The sequence below is a fragment of the Sphingobium sp. Z007 genome, from assembly GCF_900013425.1.
GTDB lineage: Bacteria > Pseudomonadota > Alphaproteobacteria > Sphingomonadales > Sphingomonadaceae > Sphingobium.
The window spans coordinates 99,647-121,252 of record NZ_FBXK01000002.1; the positions used below are offsets into that span (position 1 = coordinate 99,647).

At 63.4% G+C, this 21,606-nt stretch carries 23 protein-coding genes; 4 read left to right on the forward strand and 19 right to left on the reverse strand.

Annotated elements, in window-relative coordinates:
• Positions 1–121 precede the first annotated feature (121 nt).
• Together CEQ44_RS05795 and CEQ44_RS24295 are read right to left on the reverse strand one after the other, a co-directional pair.
• On the reverse strand, positions 122–1,204 hold the full coding sequence (locus CEQ44_RS05795) for a sensor histidine kinase (protein ID WP_088184985.1): 1,083 nt from the start codon (positions 1,202–1,204) through the stop codon (positions 122–124).
• A gap of 219 nt (positions 1,205–1,423) precedes the next feature.
• Positions 1,424–1,561: a hypothetical protein gene (locus tag CEQ44_RS24295; protein WP_176400379.1), complete on the reverse strand. Its 138-nt coding sequence runs from the start codon at positions 1,559–1,561 to the stop codon at positions 1,424–1,426.
• A 254-nt stretch (positions 1,562–1,815) separates the two neighbouring features.
• Between CEQ44_RS24295 and CEQ44_RS05810 the strand changes: the two genes are divergently transcribed.
• The 4 genes from CEQ44_RS05810 (at position 1,816) to CEQ44_RS05825 (ending at position 4,324) form a co-directional block, all read left to right on the forward strand.
• Positions 1,816–2,040 (forward strand): hypothetical protein, encoded by a 225-nt coding sequence (locus CEQ44_RS05810; RefSeq protein ID WP_088184986.1) that lies wholly within the window; start codon positions 1,816–1,818, stop codon positions 2,038–2,040.
• 28 nt (positions 2,041–2,068) lie between these two features.
• Positions 2,069–2,497: a thermonuclease family protein gene (locus CEQ44_RS05815; protein ID WP_088184987.1), complete on the forward strand. Its 429-nt coding sequence runs from the start codon at positions 2,069–2,071 to the stop codon at positions 2,495–2,497.
• A 118-nt stretch (positions 2,498–2,615) separates the two neighbouring features.
• Positions 2,616–3,275 (forward strand): DUF6088 family protein, encoded by a 660-nt coding sequence (locus CEQ44_RS05820; RefSeq protein ID WP_088184988.1) that lies wholly within the window; start codon positions 2,616–2,618, stop codon positions 3,273–3,275.
• The gene (locus CEQ44_RS05825; RefSeq protein WP_088184989.1) at positions 3,275–4,324 is read left to right on the forward strand and encodes a nucleotidyl transferase AbiEii/AbiGii toxin family protein; all 1,050 of its coding nucleotides are present in this window, start codon (positions 3,275–3,277) and stop codon (positions 4,322–4,324) included. The genes CEQ44_RS05820 and CEQ44_RS05825 overlap by 1 nt, the downstream gene beginning before the upstream one ends.
• A 14-nt stretch (positions 4,325–4,338) precedes the next feature.
• Here CEQ44_RS05825 and arsH read toward each other — a convergent pair whose 3' ends face one another.
• The 17 genes from arsH to CEQ44_RS05910 form a co-directional block, all read right to left on the reverse strand.
• Positions 4,339–5,079 carry an arsenical resistance protein ArsH gene (arsH, locus tag CEQ44_RS05830; RefSeq protein ID WP_088185007.1) on the reverse strand — a complete coding sequence of 247 codons (741 nt, stop codon included), beginning with the start codon at positions 5,077–5,079 and terminating at the stop codon, positions 4,339–4,341.
• Positions 5,079–5,510 carry an arsenic resistance N-acetyltransferase ArsN2 gene (gene arsN2 / locus CEQ44_RS05835; RefSeq protein ID WP_088184990.1) on the reverse strand — a complete coding sequence of 144 codons (432 nt, stop codon included), beginning with the start codon at positions 5,508–5,510 and terminating at the stop codon, positions 5,079–5,081. The genes arsH and arsN2 overlap by 1 nt, the downstream gene beginning before the upstream one ends.
• Positions 5,507–6,571 (reverse strand): ACR3 family arsenite efflux transporter, encoded by a 1,065-nt coding sequence (gene arsB, locus CEQ44_RS05840; RefSeq protein WP_088184991.1) that lies wholly within the window; start codon positions 6,569–6,571, stop codon positions 5,507–5,509. The genes arsN2 and arsB overlap by 4 nt, the downstream gene beginning before the upstream one ends.
• Positions 6,568–6,999 (reverse strand): arsenate reductase (glutaredoxin), encoded by a 432-nt coding sequence (gene arsC, locus CEQ44_RS05845; protein ID WP_088184992.1) that lies wholly within the window; start codon positions 6,997–6,999, stop codon positions 6,568–6,570. The genes arsB and arsC overlap by 4 nt, the downstream gene beginning before the upstream one ends.
• Positions 6,999–7,526, reverse strand: coding sequence for an arsenate reductase ArsC (locus CEQ44_RS05850; protein WP_088184993.1), 528 nt, complete (start codon positions 7,524–7,526; stop codon positions 6,999–7,001). The genes arsC and CEQ44_RS05850 overlap by 1 nt, the downstream gene beginning before the upstream one ends.
• A gap of 12 nt (positions 7,527–7,538) precedes the next feature.
• Positions 7,539–7,871 (reverse strand): helix-turn-helix transcriptional regulator, encoded by a 333-nt coding sequence (locus tag CEQ44_RS05855; protein ID WP_088184994.1) that lies wholly within the window; start codon positions 7,869–7,871, stop codon positions 7,539–7,541.
• A gap of 98 nt (positions 7,872–7,969) precedes the next feature.
• Positions 7,970–8,383 (reverse strand): single-stranded DNA-binding protein, encoded by a 414-nt coding sequence (locus tag CEQ44_RS05860; RefSeq protein ID WP_088184995.1) that lies wholly within the window; start codon positions 8,381–8,383, stop codon positions 7,970–7,972.
• Positions 8,384–8,865: 482 nt separating this feature from the next.
• A complete protein-coding gene (locus CEQ44_RS05865; protein ID WP_254913958.1) occupies positions 8,866–9,780 on the reverse strand; it encodes a hypothetical protein in 915 nt (304 codons plus the stop codon).
• The gene (locus tag CEQ44_RS05870; protein ID WP_011950787.1) at positions 9,722–10,669 is read right to left on the reverse strand and encodes a DUF2493 domain-containing protein; all 948 of its coding nucleotides are present in this window, start codon (positions 10,667–10,669) and stop codon (positions 9,722–9,724) included. The genes CEQ44_RS05865 and CEQ44_RS05870 overlap by 59 nt, the downstream gene beginning before the upstream one ends.
• Positions 10,670–10,913: 244 nt before the next feature.
• Positions 10,914–11,360 (reverse strand): hypothetical protein, encoded by a 447-nt coding sequence (locus tag CEQ44_RS05875; RefSeq protein WP_088184996.1) that lies wholly within the window; start codon positions 11,358–11,360, stop codon positions 10,914–10,916.
• A 27-nt stretch (positions 11,361–11,387) separates the two neighbouring features.
• Positions 11,388–11,585, reverse strand: a complete 198-nt coding sequence (locus tag CEQ44_RS24300; RefSeq protein WP_176400380.1) for a hypothetical protein — start codon at positions 11,583–11,585, stop codon at positions 11,388–11,390.
• A 156-nt stretch (positions 11,586–11,741) separates the two neighbouring features.
• A complete protein-coding gene (locus CEQ44_RS05885; RefSeq protein ID WP_088184998.1) occupies positions 11,742–12,353 on the reverse strand; it encodes a hypothetical protein in 612 nt (203 codons plus the stop codon).
• 25 nt (positions 12,354–12,378) lie between these two features.
• On the reverse strand, positions 12,379–13,014 hold the full coding sequence (locus CEQ44_RS05890) for a hypothetical protein (RefSeq protein ID WP_088184999.1): 636 nt from the start codon (positions 13,012–13,014) through the stop codon (positions 12,379–12,381).
• 132 nt (positions 13,015–13,146) lie between these two features.
• Positions 13,147–14,070 carry an ArdC family protein gene (locus CEQ44_RS05895; protein ID WP_088185000.1) on the reverse strand — a complete coding sequence of 308 codons (924 nt, stop codon included), beginning with the start codon at positions 14,068–14,070 and terminating at the stop codon, positions 13,147–13,149.
• A gap of 140 nt (positions 14,071–14,210) precedes the next feature.
• Complete coding sequence (locus CEQ44_RS05900) at positions 14,211–16,265, reverse strand: ParB/RepB/Spo0J family partition protein (RefSeq protein WP_088185001.1); 2,055 nt, start codon at positions 16,263–16,265, stop codon at positions 14,211–14,213.
• Between the two features lie 123 nt (positions 16,266–16,388).
• On the reverse strand, positions 16,389–20,606 hold the full coding sequence (locus CEQ44_RS05905; RefSeq protein WP_088185002.1) for a strawberry notch-like NTP hydrolase domain-containing protein: 4,218 nt from the start codon (positions 20,604–20,606) through the stop codon (positions 16,389–16,391).
• A 69-nt stretch (positions 20,607–20,675) separates the two neighbouring features.
• Positions 20,676–21,575: a toprim domain-containing protein gene (locus tag CEQ44_RS05910; protein WP_088185003.1), complete on the reverse strand. Its 900-nt coding sequence runs from the start codon at positions 21,573–21,575 to the stop codon at positions 20,676–20,678.
• Between the last annotated feature and the right edge of the window lie 31 nt (positions 21,576–21,606).

Here is a 21,606-nt window from a genome sequence, read left to right on the forward strand (position 1 = left end):
GCGTTGTTGGTGTGCGAACGGAACGCTCCGCGCCTGTGCGATAGAATTGCTCAACGCAGCCAAGCTGCAAACTATCCGCACCCGCAGTGTAAATCTCGCAAGGGGGCCAAGCCGTGCCGGTTCAGGCTGCCTCAAGCAGTGGTGCAGCCGCCAGGGTCCGTGCTACGGAAACGGTGAATCCTGCCGGGTCGGTTTTCATCGTGACCTTGGCATCCAGCTGCTTGGCCAGAGCTGCCACGATCGTGGTGCCAAGGCCTCCATCGGCTTTCGGCGCCTGGTTGGGAGCCTTACCCACGCCGTTATCCGACACGATCAGTGTCCAGTCGTTCTGGTCGATCGTGTAGCGCACAGCGATCGCTGCTTGGTGGTGGATCTCGGGAAAGGCATATTTGAGGGCGTTGATCACGAGTTCGGTGACGATCAGCCCGAGGCTGACGGCTTTCGCCGATGGGATCATGCCAGAATCAGAAACGACCGTGATCGTAACCGGCTGATTATCGCCGATCATCGAGGCCCCGAGACCGGCAGAGAGCTTTTCGAGATAGGTGCCGACCTCGATCTGATCGATACCGTTAGTCATGTCGAGATGCTGCTGAACGACGGCGACCGACATCACGCGCTGGTGCGCGTCCTGAAGATGAAAGCGGGTTTCGTCAGATGAAACCGCGCGGGCTTTGAGCAGCAAAATACTCGCGATAATCTGAAGGCTGTTCCCTACGCGGTGCTTCATCTCCTGCAGCAACACCTCATTTTGAAGCCGCAGCTCTTCCGAGCGCTCGAGCAGCGCTTGCTTCTCGTGTTCGATCGCGCGCCGTTCGGTCACGTCGCGAAAGGCAAGCAGGATCGCCATTGTGTCGCTCTCGTCGTACAGGACCTTGCGGGCATTGAGCAGCATGATGCGGTGGCCGATCGCCGGGAAATCATGATCGACCTCGAACCCATCCATAGCGACCCGCTCGGGCAGGATGGTTTCGAGCAACAGCCGGAGCGCGGGAATATCCCACTGCCCATGACCGAGCGCATAGAGCAGGCAGCCTTGAGTCTCTGCGGGCTCGACCTTGAAGATTTCATAGAAAGAACGACTCGCCTCGAGAACGCGGAGATCAGCATCGAGGACAAGAAACGGTTCGGGGATCGTATTGACGATCGCCTGGGCCAGCAGATTGGCCTCTTCGAGGTTTCGCACGGGAAGTGTCGTGGACATTCCGGTCAGCCCATCACTAATGGGCAAGAATCGCTCAATATCATCACCGGCCTTCCATTTGTAGGCGGAGGCACGCTCGTCCCCCGGTCACGGGACGCCTGCGGATGCCATCGAGTGATGGCTGAGATTACCATAGCAGCGCAGCCATGCCTATGCTTGCGTGATAGCGTGCCGGACAATGCGTGGAATCAGGCGGCGTGGACTAGACGCGACCTTGCTTCAGGTGGGGGGATCGCGCACCAGATCAGCGCTGAGAAACTCGACGAACGCCCGCGCAGCGATGCGGATCGCCCGCCCCATCGGATAATAAGCATGAACCGGCAGCGCTGCGGTCTCCCAATCGGGGAAGATCTGCACCAGCGCGCCTCGCTCCAGCTCAAGTCTACACGCCCAGGAGGTGGTCGAGATGATGCCGAGGCCAACCCCAATCTGCCGGCCACTTTCATGGTCACGGGGTTGGTCTATGATGTGGCGACCGGTTTGATCGAGACCGTGGTTCCACCAGCCCCGCTGCGGTCTTTGGCCGCATAAGCGACGCCTATCGCGCATCGCGAGAAAAGGTGCGCACGAGATGCTTGATGATTGTTCTTTGTTTGTTCTATTCTACGGCCATGCTCCGAGTCGATGAAGATAGCCTGGCCCTCCATCTCGAGGTGTCCCTCGCAACGGCCGAACCGGCCCTCGTGACCAATATCCGATACGGCGACGCCGTTGCGCGTCGCCGTGCGACGGCCGAATTGGCGCGACACCTCGCTATGCGTTTGCGCTGCTATGATATCCTCGCCGATGAGGCCGCGGCACGGTCCGATACATTGCCGCTCTTTCCTGACGCATGACCCACGCTACCGCCCCGGTTGAGCGCTGATGCTCGCCATATTTCTGCTGGCTGTTGCGGTCGTACCCAGCGGCCAGGCATTCATCTGCACGCCCGTCAGGGTGTGGGACGGCGATGGCCCGGTCTGGTGCCGCGAGGGACCGCGCATCCGTCTTGCCGGGATAGCGGCGCGGGAGATAGACGGTTCGTGCCGCAAGGGACACCCCTGCCCACGCGCCAGCGGCATCGCCGCGCGCGACGCGCTGGTGCGTTTGCTCGGCGGCGCCAGAGGACGTGCCGGCACTGGCCATATTCTTGTCACTGGCCCAAGGCTCCAGTGCCGATCGAACGGCAATGCGAAGGGCGATCGCACCGGCGCTTGGTGCACAGCGCCCGTCATTGGCGATATCAGCGGCGCCATGATTGCCACCGGCACGGTGCTGCGGTGGAACCGCTATGCGACGGGCCATTGCCGCTGAGGTGACGCGAAGGGCGAAATAGCGGAATTCCGTCGCGCCGTATATGTCCGAAATCTGCCTACATATTTCGGACCAGCCACATTTACTCCTGTCCGAAATTTGTGTACGGATTTCGGACATGGCCGACACTGTTCCCGATCTCAAAGCCGCGATCCTGCAACGGATCGACGCGCGCGCGCCCAAGGCGGTATGGACCCCGGCCGATTTTCTCGACCTCGGCAGCCGTGACGCTGTCGACAAGACGCTGCAACGCCTGACGAAAACGGACGCGCTGCGGCGGATCGACCGGGGGCTCTATGACAAGCCGGCCCGCAACAGCCTGACCCAGCAAAGCAACCCGCCCGATCCGCGTGAGGTGATCGACGCCATCACCCGTCGCGACCAGATCCGGGTACTGGTCGACGGGATGACCGCCGCCAATGATCTCGGCCTCACCAACGCGGTGCCTGCCAAGATCGTCGTCCATACCGACGCACGATTGAAGACGATCCAGCTCGGTCGGCTCACGATCAGCTTCCGGCTGACCGCAGCCAGCAAACTTTTCTGGGCGGGACGACCGGCGATGCGACTCGTCCAGGCGCTCCACTGGCTGCGCGACACGATGGGCAGCGATCCGCAGGATGATGATCTGGTCCACCGTCGCCTCGCAGCCCTGTTGAACGATCCCGGCCAGGGCAAGGTGCTGCGCGACGATCTGGCCGACGGCCTTCTGGCGCTGCCGGCCTGGATGCAGGCCTTCCTCAAGCCATTGCTGTTCGAGAAGGTCGCCACGTCATGATGAACCCTGCCTATGATCGCATCATCGGCGCAGATGATGCGACACGCCTCGGCGTGTTCAGCACGACGGCCCAGCGCATCGGCACCACGCCCCAGAATGTAGAGAAGGATTTCTGGGTTTGCTGGACGCTCGACGCGCTGTTCAACGGCCTCCCGCCAGGTCCAAGGCTGCTGTTCAAGGGCGGTACGTCGCTATCGAAGGGCTTTGGCTTGATCCGCCGCTTTTCCGAAGACATCGACGTCACCGTATTTCGCGACGATCTGGGGCAGACCGCTTCGATCGCCGAGCTCGAGGCGATGAGCGGCAAGAAGCGAGAAGCCGCGCTCGACGCGATCCGCGAAGCCTGCGAGGCCCATATCCAGGGGCCTTTGCAGAGCCAGCTCGCCGCGATCGTCGGCGAAGCAGCCCAGCGGATGGGGATAGCCGCCGCGCAGTGGCGGGTCGAACCCGACGCGCAGGACGCTCAGACACTTTCCCTGCGCTACCCGACGGTCACGCCGATCGATGCCTATGTCGGCAAGGCGGTGAAGATCGAGTCCGGCGCCAAATCCGCGCTCGACCCCCACGCGCTCCACACGATCACGCCCTATCTCGAAGCCGACGTGCCGGGGATCAATCTGGCCGTCGCCAATGTGACGATCGTCGACGCGGAACGGACCTTCTGGGACAAGGTGGTTATCCTGCACGGGCTGCGACGCTGGTTCGAGATCCGCGGCGCCCTGCGCGGCAATGGCCAGCGCGTCTCGCGCCATTATTATGATCTTCACGCGCTGTTGCAGTCCGACGCCGGCAAATGCGCGCTGGCTGATCCGGCGCTCGGCCGAGATTGCGTCGCCCATGCCCGGCTGTTCTTCAACCGGCCGGCCTTCGACCTGGGGACCGCCGTGCCAGGCAGTTTCGCGCTATGCCCCGAAGGCGACATGGTCGATGATCTGCGGCGCGACTATCGCGCCATGACGGGGATGATCTTCGGCGACGCGCCTGCCTTCGATGCCGTCATCGAGAGCATCGCGACCCTCCAGGACCAGCTCAATACGGCAGTTCCGTAAGAGCGTGCTTCGGGTCAGCCGACGGCCTGCGTCGCGAGATCCTTGTCCGCATCGCGCTTGAGTATCGCTGCTTTGCGCTCGGAATAACGATCGACGAGCTGGTCGGTATGGCCGCGCGTGAGAATCGTGAAGCGAACGAGCTCCTCCATCACATCGACGATACGGTCATAATAGCTGGACGCGCGCATCCGGCCGTCCTCGCCGAATTCCTTGAAGGCCATGGCGACACTCGACTGGTTGGGGATAGTGATCATCCGCATCCAGCGGCCGAGTAGCCGCAATGTGTTGACCGCGTTGAACGATTGCGAGCCGCCGGACACCTGCATCACCGCGAGGGTCCGCCCCTGGGTCGGGCGCTTGCCGCCGAACTCCAGCGGCAAATGGTCGATCTGCGCCTTCATGATGCCGGTGATCTGGCCATGCCGTTCGGGACTGCACCACACCATCGCTTCCGACCACAGCGCATGCTCGCGCAGCTCATGGACCGCCGGATGATCGTCACCCTCGACCTGATCAGGCAACGGCAGATCACTCGGATCGAATATGCGCACCTCGGCGCCGAACAGGATGAGCAGGCGGGCCGCCTCCTCCACCGCAAGTCGGCTGAACGAACGCGCGCGCAGCGAACCGTAGAGCAGCAGGATACGCGGAGGTGGATTGAGAGGACCAAGGCCCGCCGCCAAATCAAGCCGGACCATCGCGGCATCGAGCGCCGGCATGAGATCGGGATCGGGAAGTGTACGCAGTCGGGACATCAGCAAATCCGTTTGAAAAGAAAGGCGGCGCTCGCCGGGCAAAGCGAGCGAAACTCCGCGCTGTCGGCGATCTCCGCCGGCGCGGAGGCGCGGGCTATCGGGGCATACCCAAAGCGGCCGAAAAAGGGCTCAGCCGTCGTGGTCAGCAGATAGAGGCAGGTCGCGCCATCATTAGCAGCCGCGCGTTCGAGCGCGGACAGCATGGCGCTGCCCAAGCCCGCGCCGCGACGCGCCTCCACGACGATGAAAGAGCGCAGCAACCGATCGGCTCCAGCGCCTTCTACACCGCCATAGCCAATCAGACCGTCCTCATCGTCGAACCTGTAGAAATGACGGCCAGGCGCTGCGATATCGCTCGCCGGCAGTCCTGCTTCCGCCAGCACCGGCGCGAGCGCGGCCAGCTGGTGAAGTTCGACGCGCGCAGCGATCATGTCGTAGCCCGCTGCTCGTACCATGGCCGCGTCGCCTTCACGATATGCACGACCGAGAGCATTACCGGCACCTCGACCAGCACGCCGACGACCGTCGCCAGCGCAGCGCCCGAGTTGAGGCCGAACAGGCTGATCGCAGCGGCAACCGCGAGCTCGAAGAAATTGGACGCGCCGATCAGCGCGGCAGGCGCGGCAACGCACCAGGCCACGCCGAACCGGCGGCTCAGCCAATAGGCGAGGCCCGCATTGAAATAGACCTGGATCAGGATCGGCACGGCGATCAGCGCGATGACGAGCGGATGGGCAATGATCGCCTCGCCCTGGAACCCGAACAGCAATACCAGTGTCGTCAGCAAGGCGACCAGCGATACGGGGCCGAGCATTGCGAGCAGGCGATCCAGCGCGGGCTGGCCGCCGGATGCCAGCAGCACGCGCCGCGCGATCTGGGCGACGATGACCGGCACCACGATATAGAGCAGAACCGAAATCAGCAGCGTGTCCCATGGCACCGCGATCGAGGCCACGCCGAGCAGTAGCCCGACCAGCGGTGCAAAGGCGAAGACCATGATGATGTCATTGAGCGCCACCTGGCTCAGCGTATAGGTCGGCTCGCCCTCGCAGAGGTTGGACCAGACAAAAACCATGGCTGTGCACGGCGCCGCGGCCAGCAGGATCAGCCCGGCGATGTAAGAGTTGACCTCGCCCGCAGGGAGCAGCGGACGAAACAGCCACCCCAGGAAGACCGTGCCCAGCAACGCCATTGAAAAGGGTTTGACCGCCCAGTTGATGAATAGGGTGACGCCGACTCCCTTCCAGTGCTGGCGCACCGACCCCAAAGCACCAAGGTCGATCTTGAGCAGCATCGGAATGATCATCAGCCAGATCAACGCCGCCACGACGAGATTGACACGGGCGATCTCGGCCGCGGCGATAGCGGCGAAGAGGCCCGGCAGCGCATAGCCGAGCGCGATACCCACGATGATGCACAGCGCCACCCAAAGGCTCAGATAGCGTTCGAAACCGCTGATCGCCGGTTTGGTCGGCGCGTTAACAGCGCTCATCCCTCGACCCTCTTGCCAGCGGCATCGATAACACGCTGACCATCCTCTTTAGTGAAAGCGCCGCGCTGTTGGCTCGGCAACAGATCGAGCACTTCCTCTGAGGGTCGGCACAATTTGACGCCCAGCGGCGAGACGACGATCGGCCGGTTGATCAGGATCGGGTGTGCGATCATCGCGTCCAACAGCTCGTCATCGCTCAACGCAAGATTGGCGAGGCCGAGCTCGTGATAGGGTGTGCCCTTCTCGCGGAGCAGATCACGGGGCGTGATTCCCATGCGCCCGATCAGCGAGGCGAGCCGCGTTCGGTTCGGCGGCGTTTTGAGATATTCGATGACATGCGGCTCGATGCCGGCATTTTCGATCATCGCGAGCGTGTTGCGCGACGTTCCGCAATCGGGATTATGATAGATGATCACGTCGATCGGCATCACGCAGCGTCCCCGCGACGAGTGCTCGCGCCTTCGACCTGGCCGATTTCCCGAACATGGGCGCGTAACGCCAAGGCGTCGAGCCGGTCGAACGGCAGCGCGATGAACAGCTTAATCCGATTTTCCAGATAGCGCAGCGCCGTCACGAACGCCCGTTCGCGCTCGATCGTCGGGCCTTGGACATGGCTCGGATCCTCAATGCCCCAATGCGCCGTCATCGGATGACCCGGCCAGATCGGACAGGTTTCGCCGGCCGCGTCGTCGCAAACGGTGAATACGAAATCCATGGCGGGTGCATCTGGGCCGGAGAATTCATCCCAGCTTTTCGACCGTAGACCGGCGATCGGATATTCGATCCGCTCCAGGAGAGCGATCGCGTCCGGATTGATCGCACCTTTGGGAAAACTGCCTGCGGAAAAGGCGCGAAACCGGCCCTCTCCCAATTTCATCAATGCGCTCTCGGCGAGGATCGAGCGCGCGGAATTGCCGGTGCACAGAAACAGGACATTATAAATCCGGTCAGACATGGAGAAGCTCCGTCAGCAACAGGGAATAAGCTCGGCGATCAGCGGTTCGCATAGCTCTGCCCTGCCCCCGCAGCAGTCCTTGACGAGGAACAGGGTGAGCGCCTTGAGCTGGTCGAGATCGGCGCGGTAGATGATATGGCGGCTGTGGCGCTCGGCTCGGACCAGACCGGCGCGAGCAAGTCCGGCGAGATGCGAGGACATCGTATTCTGGGGGATGTCGAGCTGGCGGGCGACGTCCCCGGCGGCGAGGCCGGCGGGCTCATGCCGCACCAGCAACCGGAAGGCGTCGAGCCGCGTACTTTGCGCCAGTGCGCCAAGAGCATCGATAGCAGAATCATTATTCATATATCGATATTATTGGATATATGGATTTCTTGCAACCGCCCTAAAGCCGAAAACAGCAAAAAGGCCCGGTGGCTGACGCCACCGGGCCTTTGCGGCTCTCAGAAGGGAATTTCGTCGTCATCCACCGAGCTGTCGTTGCCGCCCTGGCCGCCGCCCGCGGGCTTGGCGCGGGTCAGGAAGGTCACCTCGTCGGCGATGATCTCGACACCGTAGCGTTCGATATTCTCGTTGTCGGTCCAGCGGGTGTAGTGGATGCGACCGCGCACCATCACCTTCATGCCCTTGTCGACATATTGTTCGACGGTCTTGCCGACGCCGTTGAAGCAGGTGATCCGGTGCCATTCGGTATCCTCGATCCGACGGCCATTATCGTCTTTGATGGTCTTGCCGTTGCTGTCCCGCTTGGGCCGCGAGGTCGCGAGGCTGAAGTGGGTGATCTTGGTGCCGCCCTGGGTGGTGCGGGCTTCCGGCGTGGCGCCGACATTGCCGGCGAGGATGACGAGGTTCTGCATGTCGAGGTTCCTTTTTGGGTGCCGAAGGGACCGTCCCTTCGACTGACCCCCGAAAAAGGCGGGCATGGGCGGTGCTTCCACCGGAGCGCGTCAGCAGCGCAGGGGAACCCCGACACAAGGGGTGGTGCGGGCAGCCGTGGCACACGGCAACTCGGCCCGAAGGGGAGCGGGTTGGAGGCACCGAACGACCGACTTAGGGATCAGGTCAAAAAGAAGGGATGGTCGCTTGGGTTCTATGACACCAGGAACCGGTGCAGAAACCACGCCCCACCGCTGCGACAATCTACGCCCCGCAGAGCCCTCTTAACCACTGAACGGCACATTCTCCCATTTCTGCCCCGTCCCCAGCGAAGCGGCGATGCCCGGTACGAGAACGGAGGTGATGGCTCTGTCGTCCGTGTTACGGCAGGGTCACCCCCGGCCTCAACGGGATCGGTGAGCCCGTCTTCGACCAACGCGCAAGGCTACCATTGGAGCGCCGGTTACGCGATCTGCGCCCGGATTACGGCAAGGAGACGGTCAACGCACAGCGAGGCGTCCGTCACATCGAAAGGTGAAGCCCCGCCCCGGAACATCGCGTCGATTTGATGGCGGCTATAGGCAGGCGAAAGAATAGCCGCGAGCTGCGGCAATTCCGGTGGGAAGCCCGACAGGCCCGTCGCCACGGCAAGCGCCAAGGCCTTTTCAAGGTCATGCCGAATATGGACGCGGTTCCAGTCGTCGGCATAGCCCGCCTTCATCAGATAGGCTTTGAGGCTAAGTTCGATCGCGATGGCCAGTGAATGCGCAGCGCTCGCCGGAGCGATCCCGACGCTTGCCGACGCGCCGCGGGCAAAGCCCGTGGCATTCTCCATGAAAACGTCGATCAGCGCCGGATCGACGCACCCGGCAAAACGCCGCGCAGCGTCATCGAGCGTGGCGGCCGATAGCCCGAGCAGCCAGCGCGGTCCTCCGATATTGCGCAGATGGCGCAAATGCGCCGAACCGGGTTCATCGGCGTCGGTGCCGGCCGACCAGCGCAACAGCAACGCAGCCTTCCAGCAGCGCCCATGGCGCTGTCGGAATGCAAGCAGAGCGCGCAGTTCCTCATCATGCAAATCACGCATCATCATCTCTCTCTCATTTGTGGCAAGGCGACGGCCGGCGCGGCGTGAGCAACGCGGATGGCTGGTGGACACTGAAATGGATCCGCGCTGCGGACACGGCCGACGGATTCCAGCGCTATTCAGCCAAACCAAACACGCCTCGGCACCCTCCCCTCTCGCTGGCGGGAATTCCGATGGGACAACCGTAAGCAGAGCCAAAAAAGGGCCGCCGGCAAACCGGCGGCCCGCGGCTTCAGCCCGCACCGCGACGAGCAGCTGAAGGAGGGCTTCCCAATGGGCCGCGACGATCAACGACCCGGAGTCCCCGAGCCTTGGCTTCGATGACAAGCCGCTCGGTCACGCCATTGCCCTGGAAGGCGATCACGAATCTCGGCTTGAGCGAGAGCATCTGCTCGTTGCGACGGAAGCCAGCGCGATCTCCGAGCTTGCGATCGAGACCGAACCGCACCTGCTGGATGCCATTCTGCTCGGCCCAGGACGCTGCAAGCCGTTCGATACCCTTCATATCGCCGCCGTGTACGAGATACATGTCGCCGACATGGGCGCGAACCTTGTTGAGGGTCGCTAGCAGGTTGTCGGCGAACGTCTTCATATCCAAATCGTTGGCGAAGGTGAGGCGGCCACCGGCGAACACAACGGGCGTACCCTGCGCGGTGTTGGCGTTCAAAGCCCGCTCGCGGCGCGCCCGCAAGAAGGCGTGGCCATCGACGATCCCGGCGGTGACACCGAGCGAAATGCGGTTGCCGGACGATGGCACCCACGATCTCCCGGTTTCCCGGATATAGTGCGCGGCGGCGACATCGCGCATGATTTCGAAGGCACCTGCGGATTCCTCGACCTTCTTGGCGAGATCGATCTTTTCCTCCAGATTGGCCGTGCTGATTTCGGAGCCGTCCTGTTCGGCGAGGAGCAAGCGAATGTCGTCGGTCAACCGGTCGACCAGCCCGTGTTTCTTGGCGGCGGCGCGGTGGAAGAGATTCACCAGCCCCCAGCCCAGATCTTCGATGTCACGCTCGATCGATGTGTTGCTCATCGTTGTGAAGAGATCGCTCCAGATTGCGGTAACGGTCTGCTCCAGCGCCTCGGTTGGTGGCGGCGCCATGCCACTCAGGTCTTCAGCGCGGGGTTCGAGGTGCCCTAGCTCCAGTGCCGCGAGTGCGGCTGCAAGCGATGTGGACATGATAGCGAGCCTTTCTGTCTGTGCCGGCGGCCTCTCCGCCGGATGCGCATCCTCCGGGCGCTCGCAAAAGAGGGGCTGGCACCGAGGCACAGCCGAGGGAAACTCGCGAACAAGGGGTGGTGCGGGCAGCCGTGGCACACGGCAACTCGGCCCGCCGTTCGCGGGTTGCCAGCGCCTCGCGGGCGCCCATATGCAGCATCCTCTGGCGGGGAGGTGTCGTCACAGACCGGTTTTCGCTTTGTCCTCAGCCTGCGCCGTCGATCCGGAACGGGGGTATCTCCAATTCCGCCGCCGCGAGATGCGAGAGCACCGCCGCGTAGCTGCCGAGACGGCGCACCGCTTCCGCCGAGATTAGGATCTCGTCATCGTCCGAGGCGCTGAAACTCCGAACGGTCGTGCCGTCAAAGACCACCCGCTCCGGGCCAAACGCCCCAGAAGCGCCGCCCGCCCAGCGGGCGAAGACAAGGGCATGATCGACACAGAAAGTCTCGATCGCTTCGAACCGGCCCCAGGCAACCTCATGGTCGGCCAGGTACAGGGGAACGCTCGGATCGAGATCGTCCGGGTCGAACGCGGTGCCCTCCCAATCCGTGAAGGCGCCGTCGCTCTCGACGGCAGCACAGAAGCCGGGAAGGAGGTCAGGGGACAGCGATCCGCCAATGCGGATCGCGACAGAAGCGCGATCGGCCATGAGAGTCTCCGTAGCTAGTGAGGGGGGTCAGCCTGCGGACTGACGACGGTGGAATGCGTCGAGCCAGCGCGCCATCGACATGCGCTGCTCGACCGGCTTGCAGGCTTGCGCCGCCTGGAACGCGACCAGCGCGAGCGGTGCATCCGCCACGATCCGATCAACCTCGCTCGGCGAGAGAAGGCCGTGCTGACGGATATAGGCGGTGATATTACCCGGTCCATCCAACGACGAAAGATCGGGATGAACGCATAGGTATCGGTCTTCTCGGAACCGGTATCGGCAAACAACACCATATCGATCGGCTCACCTCGTTCGACGAGCTCGATGATCATGGCGGTGGAATCGACGCCAGCGCCCCAAGCCGCGATCACCGGCGCGCGCTCAACCATTCGTCGAGTCCTTCGGGACGATGGTTGGGTTGATAAGCCGGTATGCGCGCGTCCTGAGCTTCGCAATCCGGCACACGGCGCCGGTTATGGGATCGCGAAATAGCGGTGCCTTGCCCTTCGGATTGGCAATGACCGTGAAGCGGGCGCGATCCTCGCCGTCATTGAAACGGATGGACTCGTCGAAAACGATGGTCTGTCCCGGCTTCGGGACCGGCTTCGCGCGTTCTAGCTTGCGGCGAACAAGGTTGGCACGGCAGCGTGCGCGCCATTCGGAGGCATGGGCGTTGTCGGTCTCGGTCAATTCATCGAGAATTGCAGCAGGGCAGTCGCTTTCGCACGGCCCCATCGTTTCCGTCATGTCTTTGTAGCCGAACGTGCAGCCATCGCGCGCGCCGGTGCTTTGTCTGGTCAGGCACACGACAGCGAAGACGGCCCGAGCGCCGGATGCCTCGATCCGTTCGCACGCCGCGTAATAGGTCGAACCGACCATCGAAGACGCGAGAACCGTGAGACGATGGTCCGCGTGCGCATAGGTGAACTGGTTGTCGAGATAGGAGCGCGGAGTGGCGTAGCCACCCATATCGCGCATGAAGAGCCAACCCATGAGAGATCTCCTGCTATTGCGGGGTTCAGGCGGCAGCCGCGAAACGCACCGCGCCGATATCGCCGAGCATGCCGGCAAGCCTGCGCTGGAACGCGGCCACGTCGAGTAACTCGGTGATCGGCGCGCGGTGGGCCTTGCCGATCTCCTGCCCGTCGCGACAGCGGCTGATCGATACCTCGCAGTCCGGAAGAGAGCCGCGCGGGACCACGCGAACGGCGAGATCCGCGTGGCGCAACTCCGTTGTGCCGTCTTCGTGATCGGCACCCATCACGGTGTTGATACGAGCGTCGTCCGCGTCGAGGCCGATTGCTGTCGCTAGACGTGTAAGCGCGCGGCGCGCCTGATAGTGGAAGGTCCGTTTGGCGTGGTAGTTTCCGCCGACGCTCTTTCCGGCAATGTCGAGTAGCGCTGGTGCGGCGTCGACCGCCAGGCGATCTGCTTCGCAACGAAGGCGAAGGGCGGCCGCGCTGGGCGCATCGCGTTCGGCAACGTCTGCCAGATGGCGGATGAGGAGAAGGGTTGCCGCGTCGCTGGCAACAGGCTTGCCAGCACGCTGACAGTCGTCGACGGCGGCGTTGAGGGCGTGGAGTGCCGCCGGCAGATGGTCCAGACCGGCGGGGGAAAGTGCCTGATTGTGGCGGTAGAGCGTATCGTAGAACATGGGAGCCTCCTTCTGAGCGCTCTGGCGCGCTCAAAAGGCCGAAGGCGTCCTCTCCTCCCCCCTCCTTGCGGCGGCGGAGCGCTACGGCGAACCGGCGGGAGGCGCCGGGGTCGAGGCAGGCGATCGCCGCGATCATGCTGCTTCACGGATCTGTTCCTGGACTTCGTCCGACGTGGCGAGGCCAGTTGCGCGGAGCAGAAAGGCGGCCGCTGCTTCGGCTTTTGCCGCAGCCGTCATAATGGCGCGGGAATCCTTGCGCAGCACCGCGAGCCACGAACCGATATACGCTGCATGATCGTCGATATGGGCGGTCGGGAGGCCAAGATCCGCGCCGAGCAGGGCGGATGTCATCTCGGCGCAAAGCTCTTCGAACGCATAGGCGTTGTCGCCGAATTTCCTGCCAAACTCTCGGTTGAGCCGGTCAGGGTGGCCGGTCCAATGCCCTGCCTCATGCGCCAACGTCGAAGCGAAATACGCGCGGGTGGAAAACAACGCGACGGGCGGCATCGTGATGCTGTCGGCAACGCGGTCGTAGAAGGCGCGATCGCCGCACTGGTGAACCCTCGCCGGAAGGGCATCGAGGAAGCGCTGCGCGCGATCCGGTAGCGCGTCGTCGGGAGCGACGACGCTGACGGGGCGTGGATAAAACTTCTCGGGCAGCCCATCAATCTGATCGGCATTGAAGACGGCGTAGGTTCGCAGCACGCGGCGCATTTCGTCCGTAGCATCGCCAGTGACGGGCGACTCGACGGTCTTGCTGTAGGATTTGTAGAAGATGGCGATTTGCGACCGCTCGCCTTCGCGGACCTGGCCGCCCAGCGCCTGCGACTGCTTGTAGGTCATCCAGGTGCGCGAACGATAGCCGGCGCTTTCGGCGCAGAGCCACAGCCAGAAGCAATTGATGCCCTTATACGGGTCGCCGGTCGCGCGAAGGGGGCGGCCGCTAAGGCCAGGCCGCCACGGCTTCACCCAAGGGCGTACGCCGGATTCGAGTTTGTCGATAATCGCGTTTGTGATGGTGTCGGCGGGCGACGGTTTATCGGCGGTCTTTGCCACGGCAAGTTCTCCTGATCTGGAAGAGGCAAGCCCGGACCAGCATCCTCTCCTCAGAAAGGCTGCCGTCGGGGCACAAAAGGAGGGGCGACACTCCGCGAAGAGTGCCGCCCCCAAGTCGCCTCGAACCGTGCAAGCAGGCGTCAGGCCGCCTCGCTCAAATCCTCCTGACCGTCGTGCGTCGCGTCATCAGGGTCGGACTCGTCGTCACCATCGTCGCCGGGATCGACATCGTCGGCCTCGTCGATGAAGGTCGAGCGCAGCGCGATGGTCTCGGGCTTTTCGATGGCGTCGAAGCGCATGGCATCCGGCAGCCAGGCCGCCGCCTTTTCGCGGACTTCGGCCTCGACGATCCCCTGTCCGTTGCAGAGCGAGGCGCAGGTTGCGGCAAGGTCGCCCTTCTTGGCGTCCTTGTATCGCCCGCGCAGGATCGGCCCGCCGATGGCCTCGAGCGCGTCGAGCATGACGTCCTTTTTGACGCGGCCGAAGAAGTTTTCAGCCGTGGGGCGCCACCAATGCTCGACCTGAATGTCGAGCGCGCGACCAAGATGGTCATGGAACCCATTGGACCGTCCGCCCTCGGGAACGTTCAGGCTCGGCTCCAGCGTGCGTGCGATCGAGAAGGCCACCCAACTGCCGCGGGCCTCGTCGTCGAGCGCACGAAAGGCATCGAAACGTTCGGACATGGTCTTATGACCGGCCCAGCTCGTATCGAGACGCTGGCGCTGATCCTCGATGGCCTGCGACGCCATCGATCCTTCGTCGCGGAAGCCGAAGATCGGGAATTGGGCGCCGCTGGACTTGAGCGTCGAGTGGTTGCGGACGTAGTTCTGCTCGAAGACGACATTCTGCGCCATCAGGAAGATGGTGAGGTCCAGCGCCATCGCCGGATCACTGGCGATGTGAGCGACGAGGATCTGCCGGCGCTGGGTCGCCAGCTCGTCAATCAGCGTAGCGCTGAGTTTGGGTCCATGATCGATGTCGTCGGCGCCGTCGTCACCATTGGCACCGCCCATCACCTTGGGCGGAGCATTCGGATCGACAACCGGCTTCTCACTGAACATGCGGGTGTGAACGCGGGCTTCGCCATCGCCACCGATATAAACGAACGTCCCGATCTGCGCTCGGACCGCCGGATCGATCTCGCGACGGGATTCCTCGATGCTTTCAAGTTCCCGTTCGATTTCGTCGAGACGATCGTTCGCGACCTCGGCTTCCGCCGTCCCATCGGTCAGTTCGCCTTCAAGCTGCTCGACGAGTTGGTCATTCTCGGCAGAAAGCGCTTCGACGCGCGCGCTTTCCGCTTCGCTAAGCGGCCGCGCGGGCGCGTGAAACTCATGAAGCTGACGCTCGAGATCGTAGGGAACGTGTGTGGCCGCAATCGGCGTCACGAATGCGAGGCCCTCGGCCTGCGCGAGTTCGGCGGCGGCCGCCTCCAGCTTTTTGCCGGCAAGATCTTCAAGAAGATCGACGTCGATCCAGTTCTCGTCCCCCTCGGCGGCAAAGAGATCACCCTCGATGCGGCCGCCTGCGGCGACATAGGCATCGCGACCGATGAACCGCGCCTTGGCATCGTTCGCCTTGATCGTCCCGTTGAGGATCGCACGCCGGATGTTGTCGGGCTGATCGCCATAATAGGAGGTACTCATCTGTGCGAACACGCGAGCCTGACGATCGATGTCGCTCGTCACGGCATAGGCCTGAGCGACCCCCAGGGTGATTTCGCCGGCGGCGAGAGCCTGGAACACGCTTGGTGCAAGCTCGGCAAGCCGGACCCGCTGCTCGACGAAGCGGGTGGTGACGCCCTGTCGCTTGGCAACGTCCTCGGCGGTCATCCCCTTCTGGATGAGGAAGTTGAACGCGGTGCTTTCATCCGCCGGGTTCATCGGAACGCGCTGAAAATTCTCGGTGAGGCTCGCCTCGACCGAGTTGTCGTCGTCGGTAAGGACGAGGACGGGCACGACATGGTCGACGGGCAGAGTGCCCTGTTCGATCAGGCTCTGGAGTGCGCGCAGCCGGCGCCCGCCCGCCTTGACGGTGAAATGGCCCGCTTTCTTGAGCGGGGTGACGATGAGATTCTGCAACAAGCCTTGCGTTGCGATGCTGGCGGCTAGGGCTTCGATACCAGCCTCCCGGCTCGATTTACGGACATTGTCTTTCGACAGCGAGAGGTTCTTGACCTTTACGGACTGGATCATCTTTTGTCTCCATCTGGAACTGGCGCGCCGCCTCGACGGTCACGCGAGCCTGCTCATCAGGCCCACAAAGCCGAAGGCCCCCTCCCCTCTCCTGCGCTGGGCGCGGAGAGAGGACCTCGGTCGTCAGGCGGCGATGCGCTCGATGACGGCAGCGGCATTCGCGACGGGAACGAACATCCGCGTCCTGTGCTGGATGATGTCGGTAAAACAGCCGGCCGCCTTGAGTTCGGCAAGCCGCGTGTGCGGCCAATCGAGCAGTTCGAGGCGCTGCTGGCCGGCGACCAAGCTGCGCTTGAGCCGGTAGGCTCCGACGGACGATATCTCGCCGCTGGTCATCACATGCTTTGCGGTATCTTCGCCTGACACGGTGATGGCGGCGTTGATCCCGAAGGCGTCCGCGAGCTTCCACACCAGCGGTGCAGGAACGATCCGGCCGAGGAAGGACTGGCCGTCATCGGTGTTCAGGCGCCAAACCTGAACATGATCATCGGGCAAGCGATCCCAGACCGGCAGGAGCAGGCCCGCGACCAGATAGAGCGTGCTGGTGCGGGTCTTGTCCCGCATCTCCTCTACCTCGGCCTGCCACAGCGCCGAAAATTCCTCCTCGCTGGTCTCTTCCCACATCGTTTCGAGCAGCAAATCCTGCCGCATCCGCTCGGAACGGGTCGGCCGAAGCAGCTCGTAGCGGCGAACGATCTCACCATCGTCATCGGTGAGCGAATAGGTGCTGCACCGGAGCGCGGCCCTGCCGGACTTGCGATTGACGATCGGGCGCGCGTCATCGCCCAGGATACGCAACGCACGGTCGAGCGGGATCGGCTTGTAGCGCTCTTCCGTTTCGAGGCGCAGAATCTCCGTTTCTGCGCCGCTGGTCTGGTCGCGCCGGATTACCGTGCGATCGAGGATCGTGATGCGTTCGGCATTGATGCTCTCGACGCCAAGATCGAGCGTGCCAGCTTCGCGCGCCGCTTCGATCCTGGCCTCAATCAGGCCGAGATATTCATCGAAGATCGCATTCTGCAACGCGATCCGCAGCGCGAGAATACGATTGAGCCAGCGCTGGATGGGCGGCAGCTCCTCCTTCAGCCCGCCGCCTTCGCCCTCGAGCTCAAGTCCGGTCAACGTCTGGAATTCGCCAAGCGTGGTCGAGCGCAGCTTACCGTCGGCAAGCAGGCGGAACCATGTTTCGAGGGATTCCTTGGCATAGTCGCTTTCGAGATTGTCACGCGGGTCGAACAGACCTTGGCCGCCTGTCTGACGCTGGCCCCGTGTCAGGGCACCAAGGCTGTCGAGGCGGCGGGCAATCGTCGAGATGAAGCGCCGCTCGCCGCGGCAGTCGGTCGATACCGGACGGAACAGCGGCGCAGTTGCCTGATGCGTGCGATGGGTGCGGCCGAGACCCTGGATGGCCGCGTCAGCGCGCCAACCGGGCTCGAGCAGATAGTGGTTGCGGCGCGACTGGTTCTCGGCGGTAAGGCTGGCGTGATAGCTGCGTCCGGTGCCGCCTGCATCGGAGAAGATCAGTATCTTCTTCTCGTTCCGCATGAAGGCGTCGGTCTCGGCAAGGTTTGTTCGCGGCGAACGGCTCTCGATACGCTGGCGACCGTGCGCGTCGATGACGATGCGCCGGCTGCGTCCCGTCACCTCGGCGACGGCATCGGTCCCGAAATGCCCTATGATATGATCAAGGGCGGACCCCACGATCGGCAGGGAGCAGAACCGCTCGACGAGATTGTCGCGCATCTCAAGCGCTTCCTGGCTGAAGATGGGACGCCCGTCCTCGTCGGACATCGGCTCGGACCGCGTCTTGCCGGTGTCATCGACGAAGGTCTTCATCTGACGGACGGGGAAGGCGGCCGTGAGATAGGACATGACGAACTCTTTGGGTGAAAGCTCGATGTCGAGATTCGCCCGGTCCTCGGCGTTCAGCGCGGCGAGTGCCCGGTTGAGCATCGCCTCGGACGTCGAGACGAGCTGGATCACGACGCTCTCGCCCCGGGCCAGATCCGCTCTGATCGCCGGGATCAGCGAGGGCAGCTTCATGCCGATCAGGATCTGGCCGAAGAACCGTTGCTTGGTGGATTCGAAGATCGACAGCGCAGCGGCCTTCGCGCCGCTGTTGTAGGTGTCGTTGGAGAAACTGTCCGTCACCCGGGTGGCATCGAGCGCGGTGCGCAAATTGGCGTGGATGATCGCCCACGCATCAGCATAGGCGTCATAGACCTCGACCTGATCGGGCGTCAGGCGATGTTCGAGGATGTCATATTCGACACCAGCGAAACTGAGCGCCCTGGCGACATAGAGGCCCCGCATTTTCAGGTCGCGGGCGATCAATTCCATCGCCGCGATCCCGCCACGTCGCAGACTGTCGACGAATGCGCGGCGATCGGCGAAGGCGGTGGTCGGACCCCACAGGCCAAGCCGGGTGGCATAAGCGAGATTGTTGACGTCCGACGCGCCGGTTGCCGACACGTACAGGACGCGGGCACGGGGCAGCAGGTTCTGCAAGCGCACGCCGGCGATGCCTTGATCGGATCCGTCCTTGGTGCCGAAACGGCCTTCGCCGCCGGCGACACCCGCCATTTCGTGCGCCTCGTCGAACACCATCATGCCGTCGAAATCGTCACCGACCCAGTCGAGGATCTGCTGAAGGCGAGTGCCCTTGTCCCCCCGGTTGGAGCGGAGCGTCGCATAGGTGAGGAAGAGCACACCCTCGGCCGCGCCGATCGGCGTGCCCAGCTTCCACTGGTTGAGATGCTGGATGTCGAGCGCAAGACCGCCGACCGCGGTCCAGTCGCGACGTGCATCCTCCAGCAGTGTCTCGGTCTTGGATATCCAGATGTGCTTGCGGCGCCCGCGCAGCCACTGGTCGAGGATGATGGCGGCAACCTGACGGCCCTTGCCGGCACCCGTGCCGTCGCCAAGGAAGAATCCGGTCCGGTAAGGGCGACCGTCCTTGTCCGGCGTGAGCGACAATCCTTCCTCGGCCGCCTTTAACAGACCGGAGATGTCGCGCTCGAAAGCGTCCCCGGCGTAGATCAGCGTTTCGAGCTGAGCGTCGGACAGCACCCGGTCGTCCACGACTCGGGCTGGCAACTTCGGAACGTAAGACGGCCGCGGTGCCGTAATCGAGCCCATGGCGATCGATTCCACCAGAGCGGTCGGATGCGCGGATGCACAGGGAATGGCGATGCGGCTTGGCCGATACGGCAGGTACACCCCCACCGCCTCACCGGTCGGTACGGGTTCAGCAAAGACGGTGTAGCCGATATCAAGCGCGCTGAGAGATTGGGCGGTCGTCGCGATCGGGGCCGAAAGCCGGGGCCTGCTCGAAAGACCGCCGAGCAGGGATGCGCGCGCACGGGTTGGTGCAAGGCGCGCTGGGGAGAGTCTCGGGGTTTCCGTAACGCTGGCAGGCGAAGCGATGATCGTCGCGAGCGCTTCGCCGAGCGAGTTGCACCGAACGATGGCGACGTCATCCCGGAAACCTTTTTCCAGAACGATGAGCTTCACGATCTGGCTGGTGCCGTGTTTGGCATAGGCATTGGCGGGCAGTTCGAGGTGGAGCGTGATCGCACAGCCCTCGGTCGCCTTCGCCCAGGCGCGGCTCGATGTATCCACGCGATCGGGAAGGATAGCGGCGCAGCGCCCGCCGACATCAAGCCGTTTCAGGGCGGCCCGCAAATGGCGGAGCGCCGCAAGCGAGTCGGCATGTCGACCGATGCTGCGAGAAAAGGGCGGGTTGATGAGCACGGCGGTCGGGCGGATCGACAGCGGCAGCAGATCGTTGATGAGTTCCCCATCGTAGCGACTGACCGGCGCGGCGGGGAATGCTGCCTGGAGCATGGCAGCGCGCGCGGGATCGATCTCGTTGAGGACAAGCTTGGCGCCAGCGCGCGCGGCGAAAACGGCGAGGAGCCCGGTGCCGGCGGAGGGCTCCAGGACGGTATCGGCGGTGGTGATGCGAACGGCGAGCGCGGCAAGGTAGCCAATTGCGGCCGGTGTCGAAAATTGCTGGAGCGCGATCTGTTCTTCGCTGCGCACAGTATGCGTCGGCAGGGATGCGGTGAGCGAGGTCAGAGTCGCAAGGCACTCGGCAGGCTCTTGCGACAGGTCAAGCGTGGCGAGGTGCAGAACCTGGGCCAGCTCGAGCACATCATAAGCGTCGCGGAGTGACCAATGCCCATCGACAGCGGTTGAGCGATAGGCGGTTTCCATCGCCCGGAGCAGGCCAGACCGGTCCACGCCGTCGCCTTTGCGCAGCTCGGCATAGACCGCGTTCGCAGCGGTAATGGATGGTTCGGTGAAATCGAGTTCGAGAGCAGCGGCTGAGGTGCGCATTGTAGGCCTCCATCGTATCGTCCGGTGCCCATCACCGGATCAACAAGCCGGAGGCCTCCTCTCCTCTCTTCAGTGGGAGGGTGTCTGGATCACGGTGCGAGGAACGGCGTTGCGGGCAAGCCGATCGCGCAGAGCATCGTTCCAATCGTCATACTCGGACGGGAGCCACTCCTCGACCCTTCGCCCGTTGGCGCTGAGGTGCTCCCCTGCCCTCTTCAGGCAGATCTTCGCCGCCGTGTTCCGCTGACCAAACACGATGACGCGCTTCACGTGGGACGGTATGCCGACATGGGCGTAGCGCTCGGCACCAAGCACGGCCCAAACCGGCAATTGGAACCAGTCGATGGCGGACAGGGCATCTTCGATCCCCTCGGCGATGCCCAGAACGTCATCCGGCTCACCAAACCGCACGCTGCCCGAACCAAGCAGACCCAGCGCGAGCTTGGGCTTGCGGAAGGGGCGCCGCAAAATGTCGGTGGGATCAAGAAAAGTCCGGTGGACCGCGACCAGGCCCAGCTCATTTCTCACTGCCGCGATCATTGCGGGAAGGCTGCGCCGATCCTTCCCCTTGCCCATGATCGTCTGTGGATTGAAGCGAAGGTCGGGCGTCGGCGCATAAAGGCCCCGAGCATGAAGATAGGCTTCAGCCGGTGTGCCGGCGATGGGGATGCTGTGCTGCCATAATGACCTGGCCAAACCGCTCAGATCGCGTGACGCCGCGCGCGGTTCGACATGGATCGGCTCTCGATCGTGCAAACCCTGACGATCGAGAGCCTTGAGGACATCGGTCGATGTGCATCCGGCGAAGCATTTGAACAGGATCGCCTTGGTGCCGAGGCGGACCGAAAGACTGGGGGAATGATCGTCATGGGCGGGGCAGCGGCACTCGCCGCGCGATCCAGACCAGCGTCCGCCCAAGCTCTCGACGATCTGCTTGGCGCGAATCGCCGCGTCGATGGTGGCTGACATAAGCGAAACTCCTATCGAAGATTAGGTTCGC